Origin of the sequence: Kordia jejudonensis, from assembly GCF_001005315.1 — a bacterium.
GTDB classification, from domain to species: Bacteria; Bacteroidota; Bacteroidia; order Flavobacteriales; family Flavobacteriaceae; genus Kordia; species Kordia jejudonensis.
Genome location: NZ_LBMG01000028.1, coordinates 1 through 20,439, shown reverse-complemented (window position 1 = coordinate 20,439; position 20,439 = coordinate 1). Strand labels below are relative to the sequence as shown.

General features: G+C 32.9%; 22 protein-coding genes. 12 read left to right on the top strand and 10 right to left on the bottom strand.

The features are described 5' to 3' along the window. Positions 1-30 precede the first annotated feature (30 nt). The 4 genes from AA089_RS14140 to AA089_RS14125 all read left to right on the top strand — a co-directional run bounded on the left by AA089_RS14140 (position 31) and on the right by AA089_RS14125 (position 3,679). Positions 31-1,200, top strand: a complete 1,170-nt coding sequence (locus tag AA089_RS14140; RefSeq protein ID WP_046757623.1) for a DUF1624 domain-containing protein — start codon at positions 31-33, stop codon at positions 1,198-1,200. Positions 1,201-1,209: 9 nt separating this feature from the next. Next, the gene (locus AA089_RS14135) at positions 1,210-2,250 is read left to right on the top strand and encodes an SseB family protein (protein ID WP_046757622.1); all 1,041 of its coding nucleotides are present in this window, start codon (positions 1,210-1,212) and stop codon (positions 2,248-2,250) included. Then, the gene (locus tag AA089_RS14130; protein ID WP_046757621.1) at positions 2,231-2,587 is read left to right on the top strand and encodes a hypothetical protein; all 357 of its coding nucleotides are present in this window, start codon (positions 2,231-2,233) and stop codon (positions 2,585-2,587) included. The genes AA089_RS14135 and AA089_RS14130 overlap by 20 nt, the downstream gene beginning before the upstream one ends. Positions 2,588-2,704: 117 nt before the next feature. After that, a complete protein-coding gene (locus AA089_RS14125; protein WP_046757620.1) occupies positions 2,705-3,679 on the top strand; it encodes an acyl-CoA thioester hydrolase/BAAT C-terminal domain-containing protein in 975 nt (324 codons plus the stop codon). Between the two features lie 72 nt (positions 3,680-3,751). On the opposite strand, the gene AA089_RS14120 is transcribed toward AA089_RS14125, so the two are convergent. After that, the gene (locus AA089_RS14120) at positions 3,752-3,979 is read right to left on the bottom strand and encodes a hypothetical protein (protein WP_046757619.1); all 228 of its coding nucleotides are present in this window, start codon (positions 3,977-3,979) and stop codon (positions 3,752-3,754) included. Between the two features lie 12 nt (positions 3,980-3,991). After that, positions 3,992-5,167 carry a THUMP domain-containing class I SAM-dependent RNA methyltransferase gene (locus AA089_RS14115; RefSeq protein ID WP_046757618.1) on the bottom strand — a complete coding sequence of 392 codons (1,176 nt, stop codon included), beginning with the start codon at positions 5,165-5,167 and terminating at the stop codon, positions 3,992-3,994. Between the two features lie 356 nt (positions 5,168-5,523). On the opposite strand from AA089_RS14115, the gene AA089_RS14110 reads away from it, so the two are divergent. Then, on the top strand, positions 5,524-6,402 hold the full coding sequence (locus AA089_RS14110; protein WP_162200447.1) for a prenyltransferase: 879 nt from the start codon (positions 5,524-5,526) through the stop codon (positions 6,400-6,402). A gap of 2 nt (positions 6,403-6,404) precedes the next feature. Here the strand turns inward: AA089_RS14110 and AA089_RS14105 are convergent, their stop codons facing one another. Next, positions 6,405-7,916 carry a phytoene desaturase family protein gene (locus AA089_RS14105; RefSeq protein ID WP_053002442.1) on the bottom strand — a complete coding sequence of 504 codons (1,512 nt, stop codon included), beginning with the start codon at positions 7,914-7,916 and terminating at the stop codon, positions 6,405-6,407. A gap of 523 nt (positions 7,917-8,439) precedes the next feature. Here AA089_RS14105 and AA089_RS14100 point away from each other — a divergent pair. Continuing rightward, positions 8,440-8,700, top strand: coding sequence for a hypothetical protein (locus tag AA089_RS14100; protein ID WP_046757615.1), 261 nt, complete (start codon positions 8,440-8,442; stop codon positions 8,698-8,700). A 4-nt stretch (positions 8,701-8,704) separates the two neighbouring features. Continuing rightward, positions 8,705-9,019: a type II toxin-antitoxin system RelE/ParE family toxin gene (locus AA089_RS14095; RefSeq protein WP_046757614.1), complete on the top strand. Its 315-nt coding sequence runs from the start codon at positions 8,705-8,707 to the stop codon at positions 9,017-9,019. Positions 9,020-9,078: 59 nt separating this feature from the next. Here AA089_RS14095 and AA089_RS14090 read toward each other — a convergent pair whose 3' ends face one another. Together AA089_RS14090 and AA089_RS14085 are read right to left on the bottom strand one after the other, a co-directional pair. Further along, complete coding sequence (locus AA089_RS14090) at positions 9,079-9,660, bottom strand: hypothetical protein (RefSeq protein WP_046757613.1); 582 nt, start codon at positions 9,658-9,660, stop codon at positions 9,079-9,081. Positions 9,661-9,825: 165 nt separating this feature from the next. Next, entirely contained in the window at positions 9,826-10,698 is an 873-nt protein-coding gene (locus AA089_RS14085; RefSeq protein ID WP_046757612.1) for a hypothetical protein, read from the bottom strand. Positions 10,699-11,029: 331 nt separating this feature from the next. On the opposite strand from AA089_RS14085, the gene AA089_RS14080 reads away from it, so the two are divergent. The 3 genes from AA089_RS14080 (at position 11,030) to AA089_RS14070 (ending at position 12,951) form a co-directional block, all read left to right on the top strand. Continuing rightward, on the top strand, positions 11,030-11,284 hold the full coding sequence (locus AA089_RS14080) for a hypothetical protein (RefSeq protein WP_046757611.1): 255 nt from the start codon (positions 11,030-11,032) through the stop codon (positions 11,282-11,284). 267 nt (positions 11,285-11,551) lie between these two features. After that, positions 11,552-12,283 carry a class I SAM-dependent methyltransferase gene (locus AA089_RS14075; protein WP_046757610.1) on the top strand — a complete coding sequence of 244 codons (732 nt, stop codon included), beginning with the start codon at positions 11,552-11,554 and terminating at the stop codon, positions 12,281-12,283. After that, positions 12,280-12,951 (top strand): ZIP family metal transporter, encoded by a 672-nt coding sequence (locus AA089_RS14070; RefSeq protein WP_046757609.1) that lies wholly within the window; start codon positions 12,280-12,282, stop codon positions 12,949-12,951. The genes AA089_RS14075 and AA089_RS14070 overlap by 4 nt, the downstream gene beginning before the upstream one ends. A 5-nt stretch (positions 12,952-12,956) precedes the next feature. On the opposite strand, the gene AA089_RS23750 is transcribed toward AA089_RS14070, so the two are convergent. Next, positions 12,957-13,919, bottom strand: coding sequence for a metal-dependent hydrolase (locus tag AA089_RS23750; protein WP_053002440.1), 963 nt, complete (start codon positions 13,917-13,919; stop codon positions 12,957-12,959). 191 nt (positions 13,920-14,110) lie between these two features. After that, positions 14,111-14,515 carry a MerC domain-containing protein gene (locus tag AA089_RS14060; protein WP_046757608.1) on the bottom strand — a complete coding sequence of 135 codons (405 nt, stop codon included), beginning with the start codon at positions 14,513-14,515 and terminating at the stop codon, positions 14,111-14,113. A gap of 73 nt (positions 14,516-14,588) precedes the next feature. On the opposite strand from AA089_RS14060, the gene AA089_RS14055 reads away from it, so the two are divergent. Together AA089_RS14055 and AA089_RS14050 are read left to right on the top strand one after the other, a co-directional pair. Beyond that, positions 14,589-14,966: a Fur family transcriptional regulator gene (locus AA089_RS14055; RefSeq protein WP_046757607.1), complete on the top strand. Its 378-nt coding sequence runs from the start codon at positions 14,589-14,591 to the stop codon at positions 14,964-14,966. 284 nt (positions 14,967-15,250) lie between these two features. After that, positions 15,251-15,679, top strand: a complete 429-nt coding sequence (locus AA089_RS14050; protein WP_046757606.1) for a DUF4268 domain-containing protein — start codon at positions 15,251-15,253, stop codon at positions 15,677-15,679. A 242-nt stretch (positions 15,680-15,921) separates the two neighbouring features. Here AA089_RS14050 and AA089_RS14045 read toward each other — a convergent pair whose 3' ends face one another. The 3 genes from AA089_RS14045 to AA089_RS14035 form a co-directional block, all read right to left on the bottom strand. Beyond that, positions 15,922-16,365, bottom strand: a complete 444-nt coding sequence (locus tag AA089_RS14045) for a LexA family protein (protein ID WP_046757605.1) — start codon at positions 16,363-16,365, stop codon at positions 15,922-15,924. A gap of 9 nt (positions 16,366-16,374) precedes the next feature. Next, on the bottom strand, positions 16,375-17,640 hold the full coding sequence (locus AA089_RS14040; protein ID WP_046757604.1) for a Y-family DNA polymerase: 1,266 nt from the start codon (positions 17,638-17,640) through the stop codon (positions 16,375-16,377). 136 nt (positions 17,641-17,776) lie between these two features. Beyond that, positions 17,777-20,272, bottom strand: coding sequence for a zinc-dependent metalloprotease (locus AA089_RS14035; protein WP_046757603.1), 2,496 nt, complete (start codon positions 20,270-20,272; stop codon positions 17,777-17,779). Positions 20,273-20,439: the final 167 nt, after the last annotated feature.

Below are 20,439 nucleotides of genomic sequence, written 5' to 3'. Positions count from 1 at the left end.
TTTTAAAAAACATCATTAGACTACTTTACAATGTTAAAATCAAAAAGAATTGAATCCATAGATATATTACGAGGAATCGTTATGGTAATCATGTGTTTAGATCACACAAGAGATTATTATCAAGACATACAAGCGGCAGGTTGGCCAATGGATTTAAATACTACAACGCCTGGTTTATTCTTTACGCGATATATAACACATTTCTGTGCACCCATTTTTGTATTTCTTTCTGGATTATCCATTTATTTACAATCAAAAAGAAAAACTAAAAAAGAGCTTTCCATCTTTCTATTAACTAGAGGACTTTGGTTAATTTTCTTAGAAGTTTCCTTAAATAACTTTTTATGGCGTATGGACGTAACATACTACATAGTCGTTTTTCAAGTTATATGGGCAATAGGAGCCTGCATGGTAGTCATGGCAGCTTTAATACATTTAAGAAAATATGCAATGATTGTCTTAGGAATTCTCATTGTCGCTGGACATAATTTAATTAATGTATTCAAATTAGACATTCAAACTAATGCTTATTATAGTGACACACTCTCAGACTTCTTATGGTGTTTATTTCATCAAAATGGAGGAATTCAAATTGGTGTAGATGATCATTTCCTTAGAGTTGACTATCCAATGTTCCCTTGGCTTGGTATCATGATTTTAGGGTATTGTTTAGGGAATTTCTATGTAAAAACATTTACACCCGAAAAACGTCAAAAATACTTACTCACTACAGGTTCATCAATGTTATTACTTTTTATTATACTAAGAACATTCAATCTATATGGAGATCCTGATTTTTGGTTTAACGGACAACTTCCTTTCTTCAAATCATTAGTTTCATTCCTGAGAATTACAAAATATCCACCATCATTACATTATACATTAGTTACAATTGGCGTTTGTTTAATTATGTTAAGTCTACTTGAAAGAGTAAAAAATAAATTTACCAACTTTTTACTTGTATTCGGGAGAGTACCGCTATTCTTCTACTTTTTACATATTGCAGTAATTCATCTCTCTAGTATTGGGTATTACAGTTTAAGAAATTACATGAATGAGGCCGTAGAATTTAAAGGAACAGGCCTATTTGGAGTTTATATAGCTTGGATTATTATTGTTACTGCCTTATATTATCCATGTTTAAAATACATGCTATACAAGAAAAAACATCCTGAAAAGAAATGGTTGAGTTATTTATAAAAATAGTATATGGGATTTTTTGATTTTTTTAAACGCAAGAAAAAACAAACTACATTTCCTGAAAACGAATTGGAAAAAACGTTTTTAGAAGCTGCTACAGACATGGAAGCCAGAGAACGGTTTTATGTAAAATTGTTATGGAATGAATTATTTGTCATTACCGACGGATCAAACTATGTAGAAGAAGAAAATCAAACACTCAAAGAAGATACCTTGGTAAATTTATTAACGTTTGATAATGGATACATTCCAGTTTTTACGGCACCTAACAGAATTTTTGATAACAGAAAAATGAAAGAAGAAGTCCCGTATTTAGCAATGAAAGGAAAAGATTTATTTGCGCTTACCAAAGGTGCCAATTTAATTTTGAATCCGTATTCTGAATATCAAAAAGAACTTGTTGCTAAAGAAATAGAAATGCTACTAGATGGTACATTGCTAAGTGATGAACCGTTTAATTATGCAGGAGAAAATAGTGGTTTAGACGCGAATCAATTGAAGTTGTTTAATACACAATATGAACTGGCAATGACGAATATTGAAGGCTTAATTCATGCAGATGGATTTCGTCGAAGAGGCATTGGTAAAAAAGAAGTAGAAAGACTTGAAATTGCAATTACTGCTTTTAATGAGTGCTTAGACATCTATCCAAATCATTGGCAAAGCATGCTTTTATTAGCAAAAGTGCATCAACGATTACGAAATCATGAATTGTCATTTGCATTGTTGGAAAAAGCGTTTCATATTGAATTGGATGATCATACGATTCCTGTAGAAGCCGCATTTGAAGCGATGCACATACATAAAACTGAAAAAGCATTGTTCTATTCGGCAGAAGCCATCAAAAGAAAACCTGACGATCCCGTTTTGCTTGGAAATCACGCTATGAATTTACTCATTCATGAACAAGATAACGAAGCAATTGCAATTATAAACAATGCATTGGCATTGGATCCAAATGATGCAGTTTTAAAAAATATCAAAGCGCTCATAAGCAACATACACGCTGGAAAACAAAAAAGACCCACTTTTGAAGACACTATTAAATAAGGCATATTATGTAGATCAGTCTATACGAACCATTATTGAAGCTAATTTTGAGTTGATAGCTTCTGAAAATTGGTATATATTATATAAATACAAGGTTGATCAATCGTATTGGCGACTTGACAAATGGGATAAAAATCAAGTACAATTTTTCGTAAAACTTGAATCTAATGAAAATTGGACAGAAGTTGATACTACAAGTTTAAAAATAGAATTACTAAAGCAATCTCGTGGAACTACAAAGCAACAATGTCTCTGGAAAGATTGTGAAAATGAAGCTTTATCTGCTATGAAGATTTGTGCATTTCATGCGTTTACTGAAATGGGAATTCGGAAATAAATGGATAAACTTTTCTTTATTAAAACGTATTTTAAATTCTTACTGTAACAATTACGTTCTACTATACACTCATTAAACAACATACTGTATAATGAAACCTTCCAAAATATTCATAAGATGAAAAACAACAAAAAATACATTGTAATCATAAGTAGTATTCTCGTAGTAATTATTGGATATTTTATTGCAGATAACTTATTGTATGATGGAATTCAACCAATAGCGATTCAGGAAGATGGTTTCCAAGGAAATTATTATGCTAAAAATGATACGCAATCGCAACCAACCGTTATACTCATTGGTGGCGGACAATGGGGCGATTATTGGGCTGAACAGATTGCAAAAAAAGGATATACCAGTTTATCATTACCATATACACAACGAGATGGTTTGCCAATTTTAGCAGAAGAAGTACATCTTGAATATTTTGAAAAAGCACTCAATTGGCTTTCAACTCAACCAGAAGTTGATGCGGATAACATCATTGTTATGGGCGCTTCCAGAAATGCAGAATTGGCTTTGGTACTTGCCACGGTATTTCCAGATGACATATATGGTGTGGTTGCCTACGCACCAAGTTCGGTAAGTTGGTCAAACACAGTGCTTCCCTATAGTGCTGATGAAGTGAAACCAAGTTGGATATACAACGAAGTAGCGATTCCGTATGTTTCCATGGAAAAAATTCAAGGAAATACTACAGATACAATTGAAACGTTACCGTACTGGAAAAATGGCTTAGCCAAGACAACCGAAGTTGATAATGCAATCATTAAAGTTGAAAAAATTAACGGTCCTATCTTACTCTTTTCTGGACTGGATGATAAAGTTTGGCCAGCTGCAACAATGGCAAATATGTTAGCCGAAAGAATAAAAGCAACTGATTTCAACTATGACTTTCAAAATATACAGTATGAAAATGCGGGTCATTTAATTTCTACACATCCTGATATCAATTCAGACATAAAAACAGGAAAGATGAATGTGAATGGGAAAACCTATACGTTTGCATTTGGAGGTACTACAGAAGGCGACACTAAAGCTAAAAAAGATGCTCAAAACAAACTGTTTGAGTTTTTAGAAAAGTTGAAGTAATTTTCATGAATCATCTTAAAAAGAATAATTCTCTATCAATACAGATGTGATGCTAGTTTAATTTTATAATTTTTACACCTCTCGCCCGTTATCAAAAAAAGTTTTCATGACTATTTTCTCCTTGCCACCTTCGTTGACAACACCAAATTTAGGCACAATCACACTGGTAATTACGGCACAAATTAAAGACAACCACAATCCGCTTACAGGAATTAGATAGCCTAGTGTAAAACGAAATAGTAAAAAGAGCGACATAAACGCTACAAAATTAAATAGCAATGCTTTTGTTTTTGGTTTCATCTCTTGTCTATTTTAATCGTCTGTATTTTTCTTTTGAAACTTGGCTTTTTTGCTTCCTGCATACATTTCATACTTTACCAAACGTGATTCCAGCTTTCCGTTGAATACTTTTATTTTACGCGAAGGACGCAAACCTACAAATTTCAACGCTTCTAAATTCGAGGTAATAAACCAAGCATCAGTAGCTGAATACCCTTGTTTTAACGTATCTCCTATATCGGCATAAAAGTTTTCCATATCGATATGTAAACGTTCTCCGTATGGCGGATTGAATAAAATATGCAACTTTCCTTCAGTTTCTTTCTTCGTTTCAAAGAAATCTGCTCGACGAATTTTGATATAATCTTCTAAATTTGCGTTTCTAACATTATCTTTTGCTTTCTGAACTGCCGAAGGAGCTTTGTCATATCCGTAAATATCATGATGAAATTCACGAATCTTCTTTAATGCCGATTCTTCTATTTTTTCAAACAAATCCACATCCCAATCTTGCCATTTCTCAAAGCCAAATTCTTTTCTGTTGATATTTGGTGGAATGTTACACGCAATCATTGCAGCTTCAATAGCAATAGTACCACTTCCACACATCGGATCGAGCAAGTCGCTTTGTCCATCCCAACCAGAAAGCATTACCAAACCTGCTGCCAATACTTCATTAATGGGTGCAATATTCGTCGCCGTTTTATAACCACGTTTGTGCAATGAACCGCCCGAACTGTCTAGCGAAATACTACAATCATTATTTTGAATGTGTACATGAATGCGCAAGGTTGGAAACTTAATATCTACATTCGGTCTTTTGCCTTGTGTATTACGAAACTTATCTGCAATAGCATCTTTTGTTTTTAAGGCAATAAACTGTGAATGTGTAAATTGTTCCGAAGCCACTGTTGCATCAATGGCAAACGTTTGTTCGTGCGTCAAATACTTGTCCCAATGCATATTATACACTTGATCGTATAAATCTTGCTCATTTTTAATTTTAAAATACTTTATTGGCTTTAAGATTTTAATTGCCGTACGCAAGCACAAATTTGCTTTGTACATAAAACCTTTGTCTCCTCTAAAAGTAACATTACGCGTTCCTTTTCGGATGTCCATTGCGCCGAGTCTTTTTAGCTCGTCTTCCAATAAGTCTTCAAAACCATGTAAAGTTTTGGCAACCATTTTAAAATTATCTTGTCTCATTATCTTGTAATCTGATTGCAAAAGTACGTTAATTTACCAATGTAGCAATTGTTCAATGTACTATTGTAACAATGTTGTTGATTTGAAAATTTAAAAATAAGTCAATTTGAAAATGATCGTACCAATTTGCTAGTATTATACCAAATGAATTATACGATACAACATATAAACTCGTTCATTTGACGGTACAGTTTATTTGGTATTACGTTCTAAAAAAGTTGCTTTTAGATCGCTTTAATATTTGTGATGCACTCTTTTATCTTTATTAATTTTACTTTATACATGTATATTTTGACGAAAATGCTTATTTTTGTTTAACTTTTTTAAATTAAAAATAAACAAAACTAATTATTCCGTTGAGAACCACTATTAATCATAAGCATTTGAGTTTCAAAATTAAAGAGTTATTACTTATCTCTAGACCGAGATTTTGGATGTATGTATTGGGTACTTTTTTGGTAGGAATGATTGCTTCGGGAAATCCATTTTTTTACGATACGCACACAACGTTATTACTTGTTGTATTTTCTATATTTTTTTCGCTTCCTGCAAACTTACTTATTTATGGTGTCAATGACATTTATGATTATGAAACGGACATTTTAAACACGAAAAAAGCTTCGTATGAAAAAATTCTCAATCCATTAAAACATAGAAATTTATGGATTATTATTGGCGCATGCATGCTGCCTTTTATTCCGTTTTTTTTCTTGGTAAATACGTCTACACTTTATATACTTATCATATTTTTATTTACTGGAATTTTTTATTCTGCAACTCCAATTAGAGCGAAAAGTAAACCACCTTTAGATATTCTTTTTTCCTCCATTATTTATATTTCTCCTGGATTAATTGGATATCTCATTACTGGAAACACACAAGTAGAATGGCTTGCGGTTATTGGCGGACTTGTTTGGGCTTCAGCGATGCAAACCTATTCGGCTGTACCAGATATTGAAGCAGATGAAACTTCTGGTGTCACTACTTTAGCAACAGCATTAGGCGAAAATAAAGCACTTTGGTTTTGCTTGCTTGCATATGCTTGTGCGGGCGTTATCGGATTTTTCTACGTAGGCACTGTTGCCATTATTTTTGGAATTGTTTATGTTGCTATTGTACTGTTGAGCCTTGCTAACAGTTCAAAAGTATTTAAATACTATACATATTTCCCTTTGATAAATATTGCGGCAGGTGCGGCACTATTTTTCTATCTATTTCTCAATGCTATATTGTAAGTTTACAAAGATTCCAATGGATGTGGATTTTTGATTCCTGCAATTCGTTTGTAGACCAATTGTGCCGAAATTAAACAAATAGGCATTCCGATACCTGGACTTGTTCCTGCACCAACATAATATAGATTTTTTACTTTTTTACTTTTGTTTGAAGGTCGCAGTAATGTTTGTTTTAACGTATGTGCCAAACCTAAAGCAGTTCCTTTGTAGGCGTTGTAATCTCTTTTAAAATCGTCACTCCAATACGAACGTTCGTATACGACATAATCTTCCAAATCGGGCAAATCCAAATCTTTTTTCATGAGTCCGTATATTCTTTCTCTATACGATCCCATTTCTGCTTCCGAAAGCGTTAATCCTGGTGGAATCGGTACCAATACAAACAAATTATCTTTGCCTTCAGGTGCTAAACTCGGATCGGTTTCTGTTGGTTTACAGATGTAATAACTCGGATCATTTGGCAATTGTGGCGCATCAAATAATTCTTTGAAGTTTTGTTTCCAATCTTCGCCAAAGCGCAAATTGTGATGACTTAATATATCCAACTTTCGATCTAATCCAAGGTACATGATAAACGCACTTGGACTCAAAACCGTTTTTTCCCAATAGCGTTCTGGATAGGTTTGATACTTTTTTTCTAGTAATTTCGTTTCCGTAAACCACAAATCAGCATTTGAAATTACGATATCAGCTTTGAGTTCTTCTCCATTTTCAAGTTGAACTCCGACAGCTTTTTTATTTTCTACCAATATTTTTTTAACAGGCGCTTCCGTTCTAAATTGTGTGCCATGTTTTTTATTAATCTTCACTAAAGTTTCTATAATTTCATAAATACCGCCTTTGGGGAAATAGACGCCCATGTCAAAGTCAATGAAATTCATAATATTGTAAAGCGCAGGTGTTTTGGCAGGATCAGAACCTAAGAATACTAAGGTATATTCTAGTATTTTTTTAATCCGATCGCTTTCAAACCATTTGTTTAAATACGATTGCATGGTTTGAATCGGATTGAGTTGTATTCCTTTTTTGATCAATTTTAAACTTAAGAAATCGGCAGAGATACCAATGTTACGATACATAAAGTAATGCTTTGCCATTTCGTATTGTTCGCCTGAACGTTTTAAATATTCGCGGAGTTTTAGTGTGATGCCTGGTTCTAATTGTTCAAAAAGTGGTAAATCTTTTTCCAAGTCAGAATGAATGTCCAATACAGGAACTTCTTTGTCGTTGGAAAAGAAAACACGGTACGAAGGAGATAGTTTTATTAAATCTAAATGATCGGAAATATCTTCTTCTAGCAATTTAAAATAATGCTCAAATACATCTGGCATTAAGTACCACGATGGTCCCATATCAAATGTATAGCCATTTGCTTTTAAGATATTGGCTCTTCCGCCAAGCTTTTCATTTTTTTCAATAACGGTAACTTGATATCCAGTTTTTGAAAGTAAGGCAGCTGCACCCAAACCGCCAATTCCCGAACCAATAATGATGATTTTTTCCTTCTTTTTCACAAATGTAAAAATACGGAAAGCTTTTTATTTATGTTGCAAGTTTGTATGCTAAAGTTATGTGTAAAGCATATTTTTTCCGTGCATTTATGTAATGATGTTGATTTGAAAATGAGCGCTTGCCCTGTAAGTTGATGTGTAATTCTTTGGGGAAACTAGGTAGTCTTGGATTGGGTTTTGGTCTTTGGTTTTGGGTTTTGGGTTTTGGGTTTTGGGTCTTAGAAAAATAGTTTTTTCGTGATTCCTATGACAAATACCAATACGATACAGATGAAAGCTATGACAATCTGAAAACGAGTATAGTCACTCACAAAAGAAGTGAATGATGCTAGAAGATCTGAAAAACTATTTTTTCGTTTCATATGTGTCCTTTTTGTAAAGATAAAATATTTTTAGTTATTTTTCTTTATCTGCTATTTTTTTAAAAATACTTTCAAGTTCATTGTTTGAAAGTAGATGATGAATTGAAACGGATAAAAGGAAAGATTTAGTTTTTGTATATTTGTTTGAAGAATTCTTTAGTATTATGGAAGCAGTAGAATTGAGAAATAAAATAATTCAACTTTTAAATACCGATAATGTTGGGTATTTAAAGGATATCTTTGAATTTGCCGAAAAGAAAAAACAGTCTTCTTCTGAAAATGCTGTTGTTGCTCATACCATTAAAGGGAAACCGCTTACAAAAGAAATGTATGTTAAACAGATTAAAGATGCTGATGCATCCATAACTGCTGGAGAATATACTACTGCTGAAGACTTAGAAAAAGAAGTTCGGAATTGGCAATAAAAGCATGACTGTAAAGAAAATCCAAGTTGTTTGGTCAACGCAAGCCAAAACCGACTTGCAAGATATTTTTAATTGGGTTAAAGAAAAAACTACTTCAGTTCATTTAGCTTCTAATGTTGTAAATGATATTATCAAAAGTAGTAATCATATTATTTTTACGGATCAATATCAAGTTGAAGAATTCTTAGGCGAACCTTTCCGCAGAATTATTGTAAGACACTACAAACTCATTTGTAAAGCAGAAAGTAAAACAATTGGCTACAGAAACCAAAAGAAAAAGCTGGAACGAATTAAAAATCAACTTGAAGTAGCAATTTGACTTTTGAACTCTTTTGTTAAGCACTCGTTACAAACGAGCACTAGCGTGGGGACACATTGTTAACTATTGTATTTATCTTGAATTCTATTTTTTTCTTCTTCTCGAACCTTTTTCATTTCTTTTTCAAGTATTTCATCTGTTAATCCTATTTTCATTTGATAGTCTTTATAGTGTATAGTCAGTTCTTTATCATGACTCTTACATAAACTAATAAAATCAGTACACTCATTTATCATCTCTAATTTTCCTTCCTTGGTAAAAAATTTAAAACTATTATTTTTAAAAAACTTGTGAGCTATATGATTCCTCTTTTTTAGTACACACTCCAAAGTTGATTCTTCTTCGCTTGATAAAGAATAAATCTTTTTGATCTTTTTAATTTGAACTCCCATAGTTTCTTTAGATTTTTTAATCTTTTCAAATAATGAATCAATTATTTCTTGAGAAACTTCATCTCCATTTGCTATTCTATCCAAAATAAACATTAATTCGAGAGTACTTTCAATACATTGTGCCCAATACATTGCTAAACCAAAATAACTATAAACTAATTTATTTTGTTCAGATTCATCAATAGCTTCATTAAATTCAATTTCAGCTATATTAAATAAATCTTCTTGTACATTTTTAAATCTATTCATTTTTTAATTGAGTATATCGGTTTAGTGTAATAAACGTAACTGTTCTAGTCCGTAGACCGTATAAATTCTTTACTTTATTCAAAAACTCTTCAATAGAAATTTTATCTTCTTTGTTTATTTCATGATTAGAAATCCAAATATAATTTTCGATCATAATATTTTAACTTAATTAGCAGCATACTTAATAATGAAATCTTTACACACATAACCTCTAATATTACTATCGTTTAAATCCCTAATGTAATACCATCCACTAATTACGTTAACTTCTTCCTTGTTAACCAATATTTTCTCATTATTATAAATATTTTCAACTAAATATTTTTTATTTTTATTCTCAAGAACTTTAACCCCACTACCAGTAGCTTTAATAAAAGCTTCATTCATTTTTTTACTGACTATAGTATTTTCTATTCTAACAAAATTATTTTTATCTATTTTTATTCTATCTTTTTTTGAATCCAAAACATATTCTGCATCTAAAGAGGGCGATTTTCTTAATTGTATAATAGATCTATTAGGAACACCGTAAGTATTTTTTCTTATAGTAGTATCAGTACGAACTATTTGAATTTTTGAAATTAGAAAATCTTCTTCTGATTCAATATAGTTCATTGATTCACTATGAACAATTTTAACTGCTCCTCCATCTAGCGTTTTCACTAAATCGTAATTAGAAGATAATCCATCACTTGTCAAAGTAAATGAATCATCTATTACTAGAAAATCGAATTCGGCTTTCTGAAACTTATTTCCCTTTTTGAAGTTTAATTTTTTTTTATCTTTTTTTGGATATGAGTAATATTCAATTGAATCTGCAAATATTTCAAATATTCTATCATGAAACCCTATTCTTCCATAAGTATAAAATTTCTTAGTCAAATCAAGTAAAATTCTCTTTTTATAATTATCTAATTTAACTTCTCTTTCAAATTTAGAATCCAGTGTATTATAAATAATAGATCCAACTATAAAAATAGAAGCGATCATGCTCACAATAAAATATGATTTATTTAATTCAATAAAGTTTTTACTCATGGTAGTAGTATTTTTATATATAGTAATATATTTTAGATTTTAATTAAATCCTTACGGAAAACCGCAATCAACCAATATATTTTCAATAAAAGATTTAAGAATATATCAAAGAAGAAACTTCAACATTGTTTTAACTGTTAAGCACTCGTTACAAACGAGCGCTAGCGCTAGTAACAACTATTTTACAAACGCTGTGTTTTTAGCTGTGTTTATATTTTTCCCCTGTAGAAATAGTCTTATGACTTATACGATATAGGGTTTTTCCTATTACCTATTTTTCTTACGTACGCTACTTTTGCTTCATATTATTAACCATTTAAAGAAAAAAGTTATGCCACATCACGCACAAGGAACCACAGGCTGGACAAAGTTAAACGCGTATCAAGCAATTTGGGATCCGAAAATTGACCTCGGAAAGTTTTATTTTACCACTTTTAAAGGGAAACGAGAAGAAACTCCATATATGAACGCAGAAAATTTTGCAAGAGTTATTGATATTTTAAGAAATGAAACGCCTGTGTACGGAAACGCAAGTACAGGTTCAGTAACTACGCAAGGAGAAACGGTAGGAGAAGAAGAAAGCTAAAATTTTCACTACAGATATTAATAAAGAGTCCAGCAATTTTCTGGACTTTTTTTGTATCCGCAATTTTCCAACGTGTCTTTTTGAAATTATTTCCTAGTTCTCACGACTACAAAAGCGCAAAATATGTTAATTTTGCAGTCTGTTAACCATATTGTTTAATAGAAAACTGGGTTAAGGATAGCCGCGGCATCCTTTTTTCTTTTTTGAAAAAAGATATAGCAGATAGCCTGACCGAAATGAATATGGAGGAAACCCCATAATATACGTATGCAGAAAGACGAAACAACTTGGTACGCGTCGTGGTTTGATACGCCATACTACCATATTTTATATAAAGATAGAGGTTACGATGAAGCGGAAGCTTTTATGAAACATTTGGTGGAGTTTTTGAATTTGCCAGAGAATGCTACAATTTTAGATCTCGCTTGTGGAAAAGGGCGCCATTCCGTGTTTTTGAATACAATGGGCTACGATGTTACAGGTGTAGATTTGTCGCCGAATAGTATTGAATTTGCCTCACAGTTTGCCAATGAAACCTTGCGTTTTGAAGTGCATGATATGTGCAAGCCGTATCCGAAACAGTTTGATGCCGTGTTTAATTTGTTTACAAGTTTTGGCTATTTTGAACATGAAGAAGACAATTTGCGCACGCTAAAGTCAATTAAAGCCGAACTGAACACACATGGTTTTGGCGTGATTGATTTTTTGAATGCCGATTTTGTAACTGCAAACTTGGTTGAGAATGAAATTAAAGAAGTGGATGGCATTATTTTTCGCTTGCATCGCTATGTGAAAGACGGTTTTATTTATAAGGATATTCGCTTTGAAGCTGACGGACATTCGCACCATTATACCGAAAAAGTAAAGGCATTGACACTGGAAGATTTTGAATCGTACTTTTCTGCCGCTGGTATAGATTTATTAGCTATTTTTGGAGATTATAGTTTAGGGAAGTTTCAAAGAAAGACTTCTAGTAGACTTATTATGATTTTTAAATGAAACAGTATCTTTTACCCATTTTAGCCGTTGTACTCGGCTTTTTGTTTGTAACCGTTTTTAAGCTTCGCAATAAAAAGTACATGAAATTGTTACTCGCTTTTAGCGGTGCATTTTTGTTAGCAATTACCATTTTTAATTTGTTGCCAACCGTTTTTACTTCGTATAAGAGTAGTTATGGGATTTTTATCATGGTTGGGATTTTGTTGCAGATTTTTCTAGAGTTTTTCTCAAAAGGTGCCGAACACGGACATGTACATTTGCACAAAACGCGAACTACTTTTCCATGGTTATTATTTTTGAGTCTAAGTATTCACGCCGTGTTGGAAGGTTTTCCAATGCATCATCATAAACATTTGGTATATGGAATTGTAGTACATAAGATTCCGATTGCTATTATTTTGACAACATTTTTTTATGAGACTAACATGCCAAAAGCTTCTATTATGTTGTTTTTAGTTTTGTTTGCGCTTATGACACCACTTGGAAGTTTTTTGTCTGAAAGTATTCCGATGCTCGAAATGTATCAGAATGAAATTTCAGCATTGGTTATTGGTATCTTTTTACATATTTCGACCACGATATTATTTGAGAGTTCAGAAGGTCATAAATTCAATTTGACAAAATTGTTAGTGATCGTTGTCGCTACGACGATGGCATATTTGATATAATATAGTTACTGCTGCTGAACGCTTCCCGATGAGAATACAAAAGTACCATTTTGACGTACTATTTTGAAGTAACCAACAGTTGGTACTTTTTGATTGCCTTCTATTACAATGCCTCGCATATCTACTTGCAGATTGTACACTCTGATTGTATCATGCTGCTTCGTGACCGTATAAAAACCTTTTGCAAACCAACGCATTTTTGTCGCAACGTGTTGATCGATTTCTTGTAAGTATTGATCGTTTATGGGAAAAACCGTAATGGCTTCATCTGTATTTGAAAAGCCATTGTATTTGCACATATATAGACTGTCGTTCGTTTTTGCCACACCATACCAATTGATATTAGCAATTCCCACAGGCATTGTTAACAATTCCGTATAGTGTATGTTGTTTTTTGCAAAACGTGCAGCTATAGTAGTTGCTACTATTTCTTTGTGTAACAATGTGCACAGTAAATATATGGAGCTTATCCATAAACCATACGTAGTGAATTTTGACCTATTTTTATGCGAACGATATAACCAACAACTTGCTATGAGTCCAATTATCATGGGAATGGTATATAAAGGATCAACGACATTGATACTATCAAAACCTATTCTTCGGTCGCTAAACGGCAATAATAATTGTGTTCCATATGCCGTAAAAGCATCAAGTAACATATGTGTAATGAGGCATAACCATACAAAAAGAAGGCATCTTTTGAAGGAAATTTGATCAAACCATTTTATTTTACTGAGTATGAATGTAAGCAATAAGGCGCCTATGATACTACATACAATGGAATGACTGTAGCCTCTGTGAATGCTTAACATTTCGAATTTTGTATAGAATAAATGTAGTATAACATCAAGGTCAGGAATGGTCGCCACAATTGCTCCTGCAATCGCACCTTTATTCCCTATCTTTTTTCCAAGTGCAACTTCACCTATAGCGGCACCCAATACGGCTTGTGTGATACTGTCCATTCCTTTTTTTCTTTTTAAGTTGAATAGTATTTAAGCATACCTAGGTTTTTGTATTTGAAATTTTAGAAGATTATACGTTCAATTTTACAAAATCATTGGTATTATTTCGGCAATAGTTGTTGTTTTTTTAAATTGAATATTCATCAAATCTTAAATGAAATAACACTGAAATATACGGACTTAATTGACAATTATACATGTAAGGCACAACACTGATCGTCTTTACATTGACAATATTTCTTGTTGTATACATGAAGAACTATCAAACCAATGCCTGGCAGGTAAATTGCATATTCAGGAATGGAAAACCATGCTAGTTTTTCATTTAGAATAAACAAGCACAAACACAACCATGTGATCCACATTAAAAATTTCATCCATTGTTTGCTAGTTGTTTTACTAGACCAATAAATGGCAATGAATGATATAATTAGAAAAACAAAGTCTAGAATTTTCCACCAAAAAGGTGCGGAAACACTATGGCTAATTGCGTGTGTTTGTACCATAAATAGAAACGGTGTACATATACAATGTAGCAAACAAAGACTACTTGTAAACGCTCCTATGAAATCTGAATTACTTTTATTTAAAATCATTTCTTACTGCAACTTAGTTGCAAAAGTAACATTATTTTTTGTGAATGCAACTAAGTTGCAGTAAATTTGCAATATGGGAGTTATTAGAAAAACGAAATCAGTAGAAACATTACTAGCTATTTTTGAACAGAATAAAGATGCCGTTTCTGCGGTACAGTTGGTTGATCTTTTAAAAGACCAGATGAATAAGACTACTATTTATAGAGTTTTAGAGCGTTTGGAAAGTGATGGATTGGTGCATTCGTTTATGGGGAAAGATGGACTAAAATGGTATGCTACATGTCATGGTTGTTCTTCCGCACAACATATTGATATCCATCCGCATTTTCAATGTCAACATTGCGGAAAGGTAGATTGCTTATCGGTTGATATGAAGATTCCATCGATTCCAAATCGGAAAATAAATTTTTCTCAAATATTGCTTATAGGAGAATGTGAAAGCTGTTCGTAATTTATAAACGGATATAAACGAGTTTGTGTTTCATTTTTAATCCAACATGCTTCTTGCTAATATTTACAAAAAGAAAATTACTTTTGTATGCGAATAGATTTCGTTTAGGATACGGAATAAAAAAATAAGTACTGTTTTAATTAGAGTTTCCGTGTGAATACGGAGTAAAAAAAACAAGCACTATTTTTGAAAAAGTTTCCGTGTCAAGCACGGAATAAAAAAATAAGTGCTGTTTTAACCAGAGTTTCCGTGTCGAGCACGGAATAAAAAAATTTCATTTTTTTATGTTTAGTAAGGCTGAGTCGAGAAAATTACGAGAAGATTTTTGGATTTCGTTTGGAAAGTCATTTCCACGAAAGTGGATTTTGTACAATACGAAGATTCGTGATTTTTCATTTAAGTTTTATTTTGATAAAAAGAAAGCCATGGTTTCGCTTGATATTGAAGATCAAAATATTGAGAATCGTATTAGGTATTGGGATAAAATGATTTCATTGAAAAGTATTTTGATCGACGAATTTCTCCCAGAAGCCATTTTTGATGAAGATTATGTGCTGGATAATGGCAAAGAAATCTCTAGAATTTACATCGAAAAACACAAGGTTTCTATTCATAATAAAAATACGTGGCAAGAAACAATGGTGTTCTTGAATGAAACCATGCAACAGTTTGAAGCGTTTTATTATGAATATGAAGATTTTATTAAAGCGTGATCTTGCTTCACTCAATTCAAGGATTTAAAAATGTAATGATTCAAGGCTTTTTCTGACTTCGGTATCATTTTGAAAACCCAAAGGTATGATACGTCTTTGCTAGTATTTTGGGATATACGCGGCAATCTACTACTTAATTTATAATACATTTTTTTTGAAACGTACACATAATTAAAAAAGGGCATCTCTTTCCATTGGTACATTTTCAAATTGATACATTGATAGATTACTCCATTAAAAACTTACACTTTTTTGATGACATATGTTACAATTCCCCAAATTACCAATTGTTTATCCTTCGTAACTTTTATGGGTTTGTAATTGTCATTTGCAGGCATGAGATACACACATTCATCTGTAATTTTGAGTCGTTTCACCGTAAATTCTCCATCAACACAACATACGGCAATTTTTCCATCTTTTGGAGGAATACTTTTGTCAATGACCAATAAATCATTGTCATCTAATCCTGCTCCAATCATGGATTCTCCATTTACACGTGCATAATACGTTGTGTTTGGATCGTTGATGAGCTCTTCAGATAAATTGATCCGTTCATTTTTAAAATCGTCCGCTGGCGAAGGAAATCCCGCAGAAATACCTTCTGAAACATATTCAAGTGCTACGTTTCCATGAATTGATTTGTAAAACGTCAGTAAATTGTCATTTTTTTGCTTTTTCATCATGTTGCAAAGTTAGATTGTACGACAATTTAAAACAATAATATCACTAAATTTTGTAGTGTATTCTGGCGATAAATACGCTTGTCGCATTTTCCAAGTTCGTTGCAAATCTTGACTTGCCATTTTTATTTTTCTGCCACCATATTTTTGATTCAACGTATCCATTGTTGCCATCAATTGCTTGTGTTTTGGATTTTCATTTTTAAACAAATCGAGTTGTAAAGCGTCAGTTTGTACCAAACCTGTTAAGATAACGCCGGCTCTTTTGTATTTTATTCCAGGTTTATAAATATCGTCTAATGCTTTTTGTGCAAACTCATTGATGGTCAGTGTAGAGTTGGTTGCATAAGGCAACGTTAGTATTCTGTTGGCTCGGTGCTGTAATTCGTTTTTTTTGTTACGATCACTTTTTAAATAGACCATGACTACATTACAAGAAGAAGTTTGCATTCGTAGTTTTTCTGCACAACGGGCAGCAAAAGTCGCAATCCGTTCTTTGATGTTTTGCTTGTCGGAGAATGTAAATTCAAAACTTCTAGTCGTTGCAATTACTTTTTTGTTTTGTACTTCATCTTCAAATAAAATGGTCGGTTCGCCTTCTAAATCTTTTTTTAAACGCAAGCCTACAATAGACATGTTTCGCTTTACCCAATCATCTGTTAGTTGTGTAAATTCATAAGCCGTCTGTGCTCCTTTGTTTTGCAAACGTACTTTATTTCCTTTGCCAATTCCCCAAATATCATTGATGGGAAGCCATTTGAGTAATTTGATGCGTTTTGCTTCAGTATCAATTGCATAACTACCATTTGTTTTATCTGGAAATTTCTTTACGATATTGTTTGCTGCCTTTGATAGTGCTTTGGTAGGAGCAATTCCGACACTTACAGGAATTCCAGTACATTGAAAAATATAGTTTTTAATGTCCAATCCTACTTGTTGATAATCTTCAGATTCTGGCAATTTTATAAACGCTTCATCAATGCTGTATACTTCCACTTCTGGAGAGAAGTTTTCGAGTAATTTCATAACACGTTCGCTCATATCGCCATATAGAGAATAGTTGGACGATCGTATTTGAATGTTTTTTTGTGTAATGATTTCTTTGTATTTAAAAAGCGGTGCGCCCATGGGAATTCCTAACGCTTTGGCTTCTTTATTTCGAGAAATTACACAACCATCGTTGTTGGACAAAATTGCCAACGGTTTGTTTATCAGTTTAGGATCGAAAGCTCTTTCGCACGAAGCGTAAAAGCTATTACAGTCAATTATTGCATACATATGTTAAGGGGAAAATATATGTGTAAAATTAACAGCTTTTGATGTTTTTTATGGTAGTATAAAAAGTTATTCCTGTCTTTGCAGTATAAAAAAAGCAGCTCGAAAGCTGCTTTTTATAAAGTATGTGAGAAATGTATTATTTTGGGTCTAATACCATATCGATACGCTCAACAATATCTCTCAAATGTATTTTACTCATTTGATCTCCTGTTCGAGAAGCGGCGCTTCTAGCATTTCTTTTTAAGGTATTTAATTCTGCTCTTACTACCGCACGTAAGTCTGATTGACTTGTGCTTATTGGTGTAAACTTCACGTAATCACTGCTACGTCTTGGTCTTGCTGGACTTTTAGCTGTCATTAAATATGCTAATCTGTCAACATATGCTCTTTGCAAGTTACGACGGTATGCATCAATTTTTCTTCCTGAACGCAATTCTGTCCAAACTCCATTACGCAAATCACGCATCATTTCTAAGATAGAATAAGCGTTATTTCCATTTAATGTTTCGTTTTCCATTACACGAGCTAATCGTCCTAAACTTAAAATTCTGTTTAGTGTACGAACTTGTGTTCCTCTGATTCTTTCCGTAGTTCCAGAATATTGAGTTTTGTTAAAGATATTTTGATCTAATAACCAATCCTGTGTTTTGAATAAGTTATCATTGATAAATTGTAATGCTCTTTTTTGTGTATCCTTGTCAACATGTGTGTATACAGCTCCTTCCTGGTCGTATGTTTTATAGTGCTCATACACTCCACCAATATTTGAAGAAACGTGTCCCATATAACGGTTGTACTGACCTAAAACTTGTCCGTACATTGTATCTAAATCATCGTATGTTTTACCATCTTTGGCTGTCCATTTGATTAAGTTAGGAACAATTCTTTTTAGGTTTTTAATTCCATAAGCACTTGCTTTCATTGCATCATCTCCTAAATCCTCTGTTTGCGAACTTGGATCAACTACATCTCCTGCTTGCTGGTGTCCAAATCTATACATTGGATCTCCTGCTTTGTCAAGAATCCACTTATCTAAGGTTTTCTTTTCATCTTCTCCTTTTTTAGCTTCTAAAATTGGACGATATCCCCAACTAATAGCATACTTATCATATGGTCCGATGTTTGGCATTAAAGCGACTCCTTCATCTCCTGGCTGTGCAACATAGTTAAAACGTGCGTAATCCATAATAGATGGTGCAGTTCCATACTTCTTCGTAAATGCTGGATCACGTAACTTTTCAACTGGATAAGCAACACTACTTCCCATATTGTGAGGTAATCCTAAAGTATGACCAACTTCGTGAGCAGATACAAAACGAATTAAACGTCCCATAACTTCATCTTTAAACTCTAAAGTTTGTGCATCTGGATTAATGGCTGCTGTTTGAATGAAGAACCAGTTTCTTAATAGGCTCATTACATTATGATACCAGTTGATATCACTTTCTAAAATTTCTCCACTTCTTGGGTCACTTACGTGAGGTCCATTTGCGTTTGGAATTGGCGAAGCTAAGTAACGTACTACTGAATAACGTACATCTTCTGGACTCCAATCTGGATCTTCCTCAACTGATGGGGGATCTTTTGCTATAATTGCATTTTTGAAACCAGCCGCTTCAAAAGCTACTTGCCAGTCTTCAATTCCTTGTTTAATATATGGCTTCCATTCTTCTGGTGTAGCTCTATCAACATAATAAACAATTTGTTTCTTAGGCTCAACAAGTTCTCCTCTTTTAAACTTTTCAATGTCTTCATCTTTAACCTCAAGTCTCCAACGATCTAAGAATGTTACTTGTTTACTTTTTTGTGCTTTCAATCCATAATCAACTTGGCTACTAGTAAACCAACCTACACGCTCATCAAAATAACGTCTTTTCATTGGCTCCTTTGGTAACAAAATCATAGAATTACTCATCTCTACAGAGATAGAAGCAACACTTCCATTTGATGGTGGTGCCGCCGCGTTATAAGTTTTAACGTGTCTTGATTCAATATTTAAAGGATAACTCTTTAATTTATCTATATATGACCTTGCAGCGTCTAATCTTGAAATTTTATATTGTCTTCTTCTAAAAGCTGGAATTCCTAAAGCTTTCACATCTTTTGAAAACAAAGGAGTCACTTCAATTACGGTGTTTAATGAATCTTTACTAAAGGCCTTAATTGGGAACGAATATAATATTGGCTCAAAATTAGAATTTACAACGGCTTCGTATACTGGTAAAGAATCTGCAGCTACTACATTGTGTGAAACTACTCGTAGTAACACTTGTTTTCTATTTTTTTCCCAGCGTAGTACTTGTGTATTTTGCTTTCCTCCTCCGAAACCAAGTCCTGAAGCGGTTTTAGCAATTCTGGTTACCATTAACATTTCTCTATTAAAAAGAGAATCTGGTATTTCATAATAGAACTTATCATCTAATTCATGAACGGTAAACAATCCTGGATCACTTTTAGCTTGTTTGGTAATTACCTTATCATAAGGCTGAATTCCTCCTTTTTTAGGTTTTTTCTTTGGTTTAGCTGACGCTACTGCTCCTTTCTTACTAGCTGATGCTTTCTTAGCAGTAGAACATGAAGTAACAGAAATAAGCAAAATTCCAAGTAGAAATAATGGTATTTTTCTTAACATAGTTATGAATAATTGGTTTGAGCCGTGAAATTACTAATAACATTACATTAATAATAAAGTTTAAGAATACTTTAAGATTTCTTTAACTCACTTGGATTTAATGATTTTTCTAATTTGGGAAATATCTAGTGTATACATAAAAAAACCCTTACCAGATATTTGGTAAG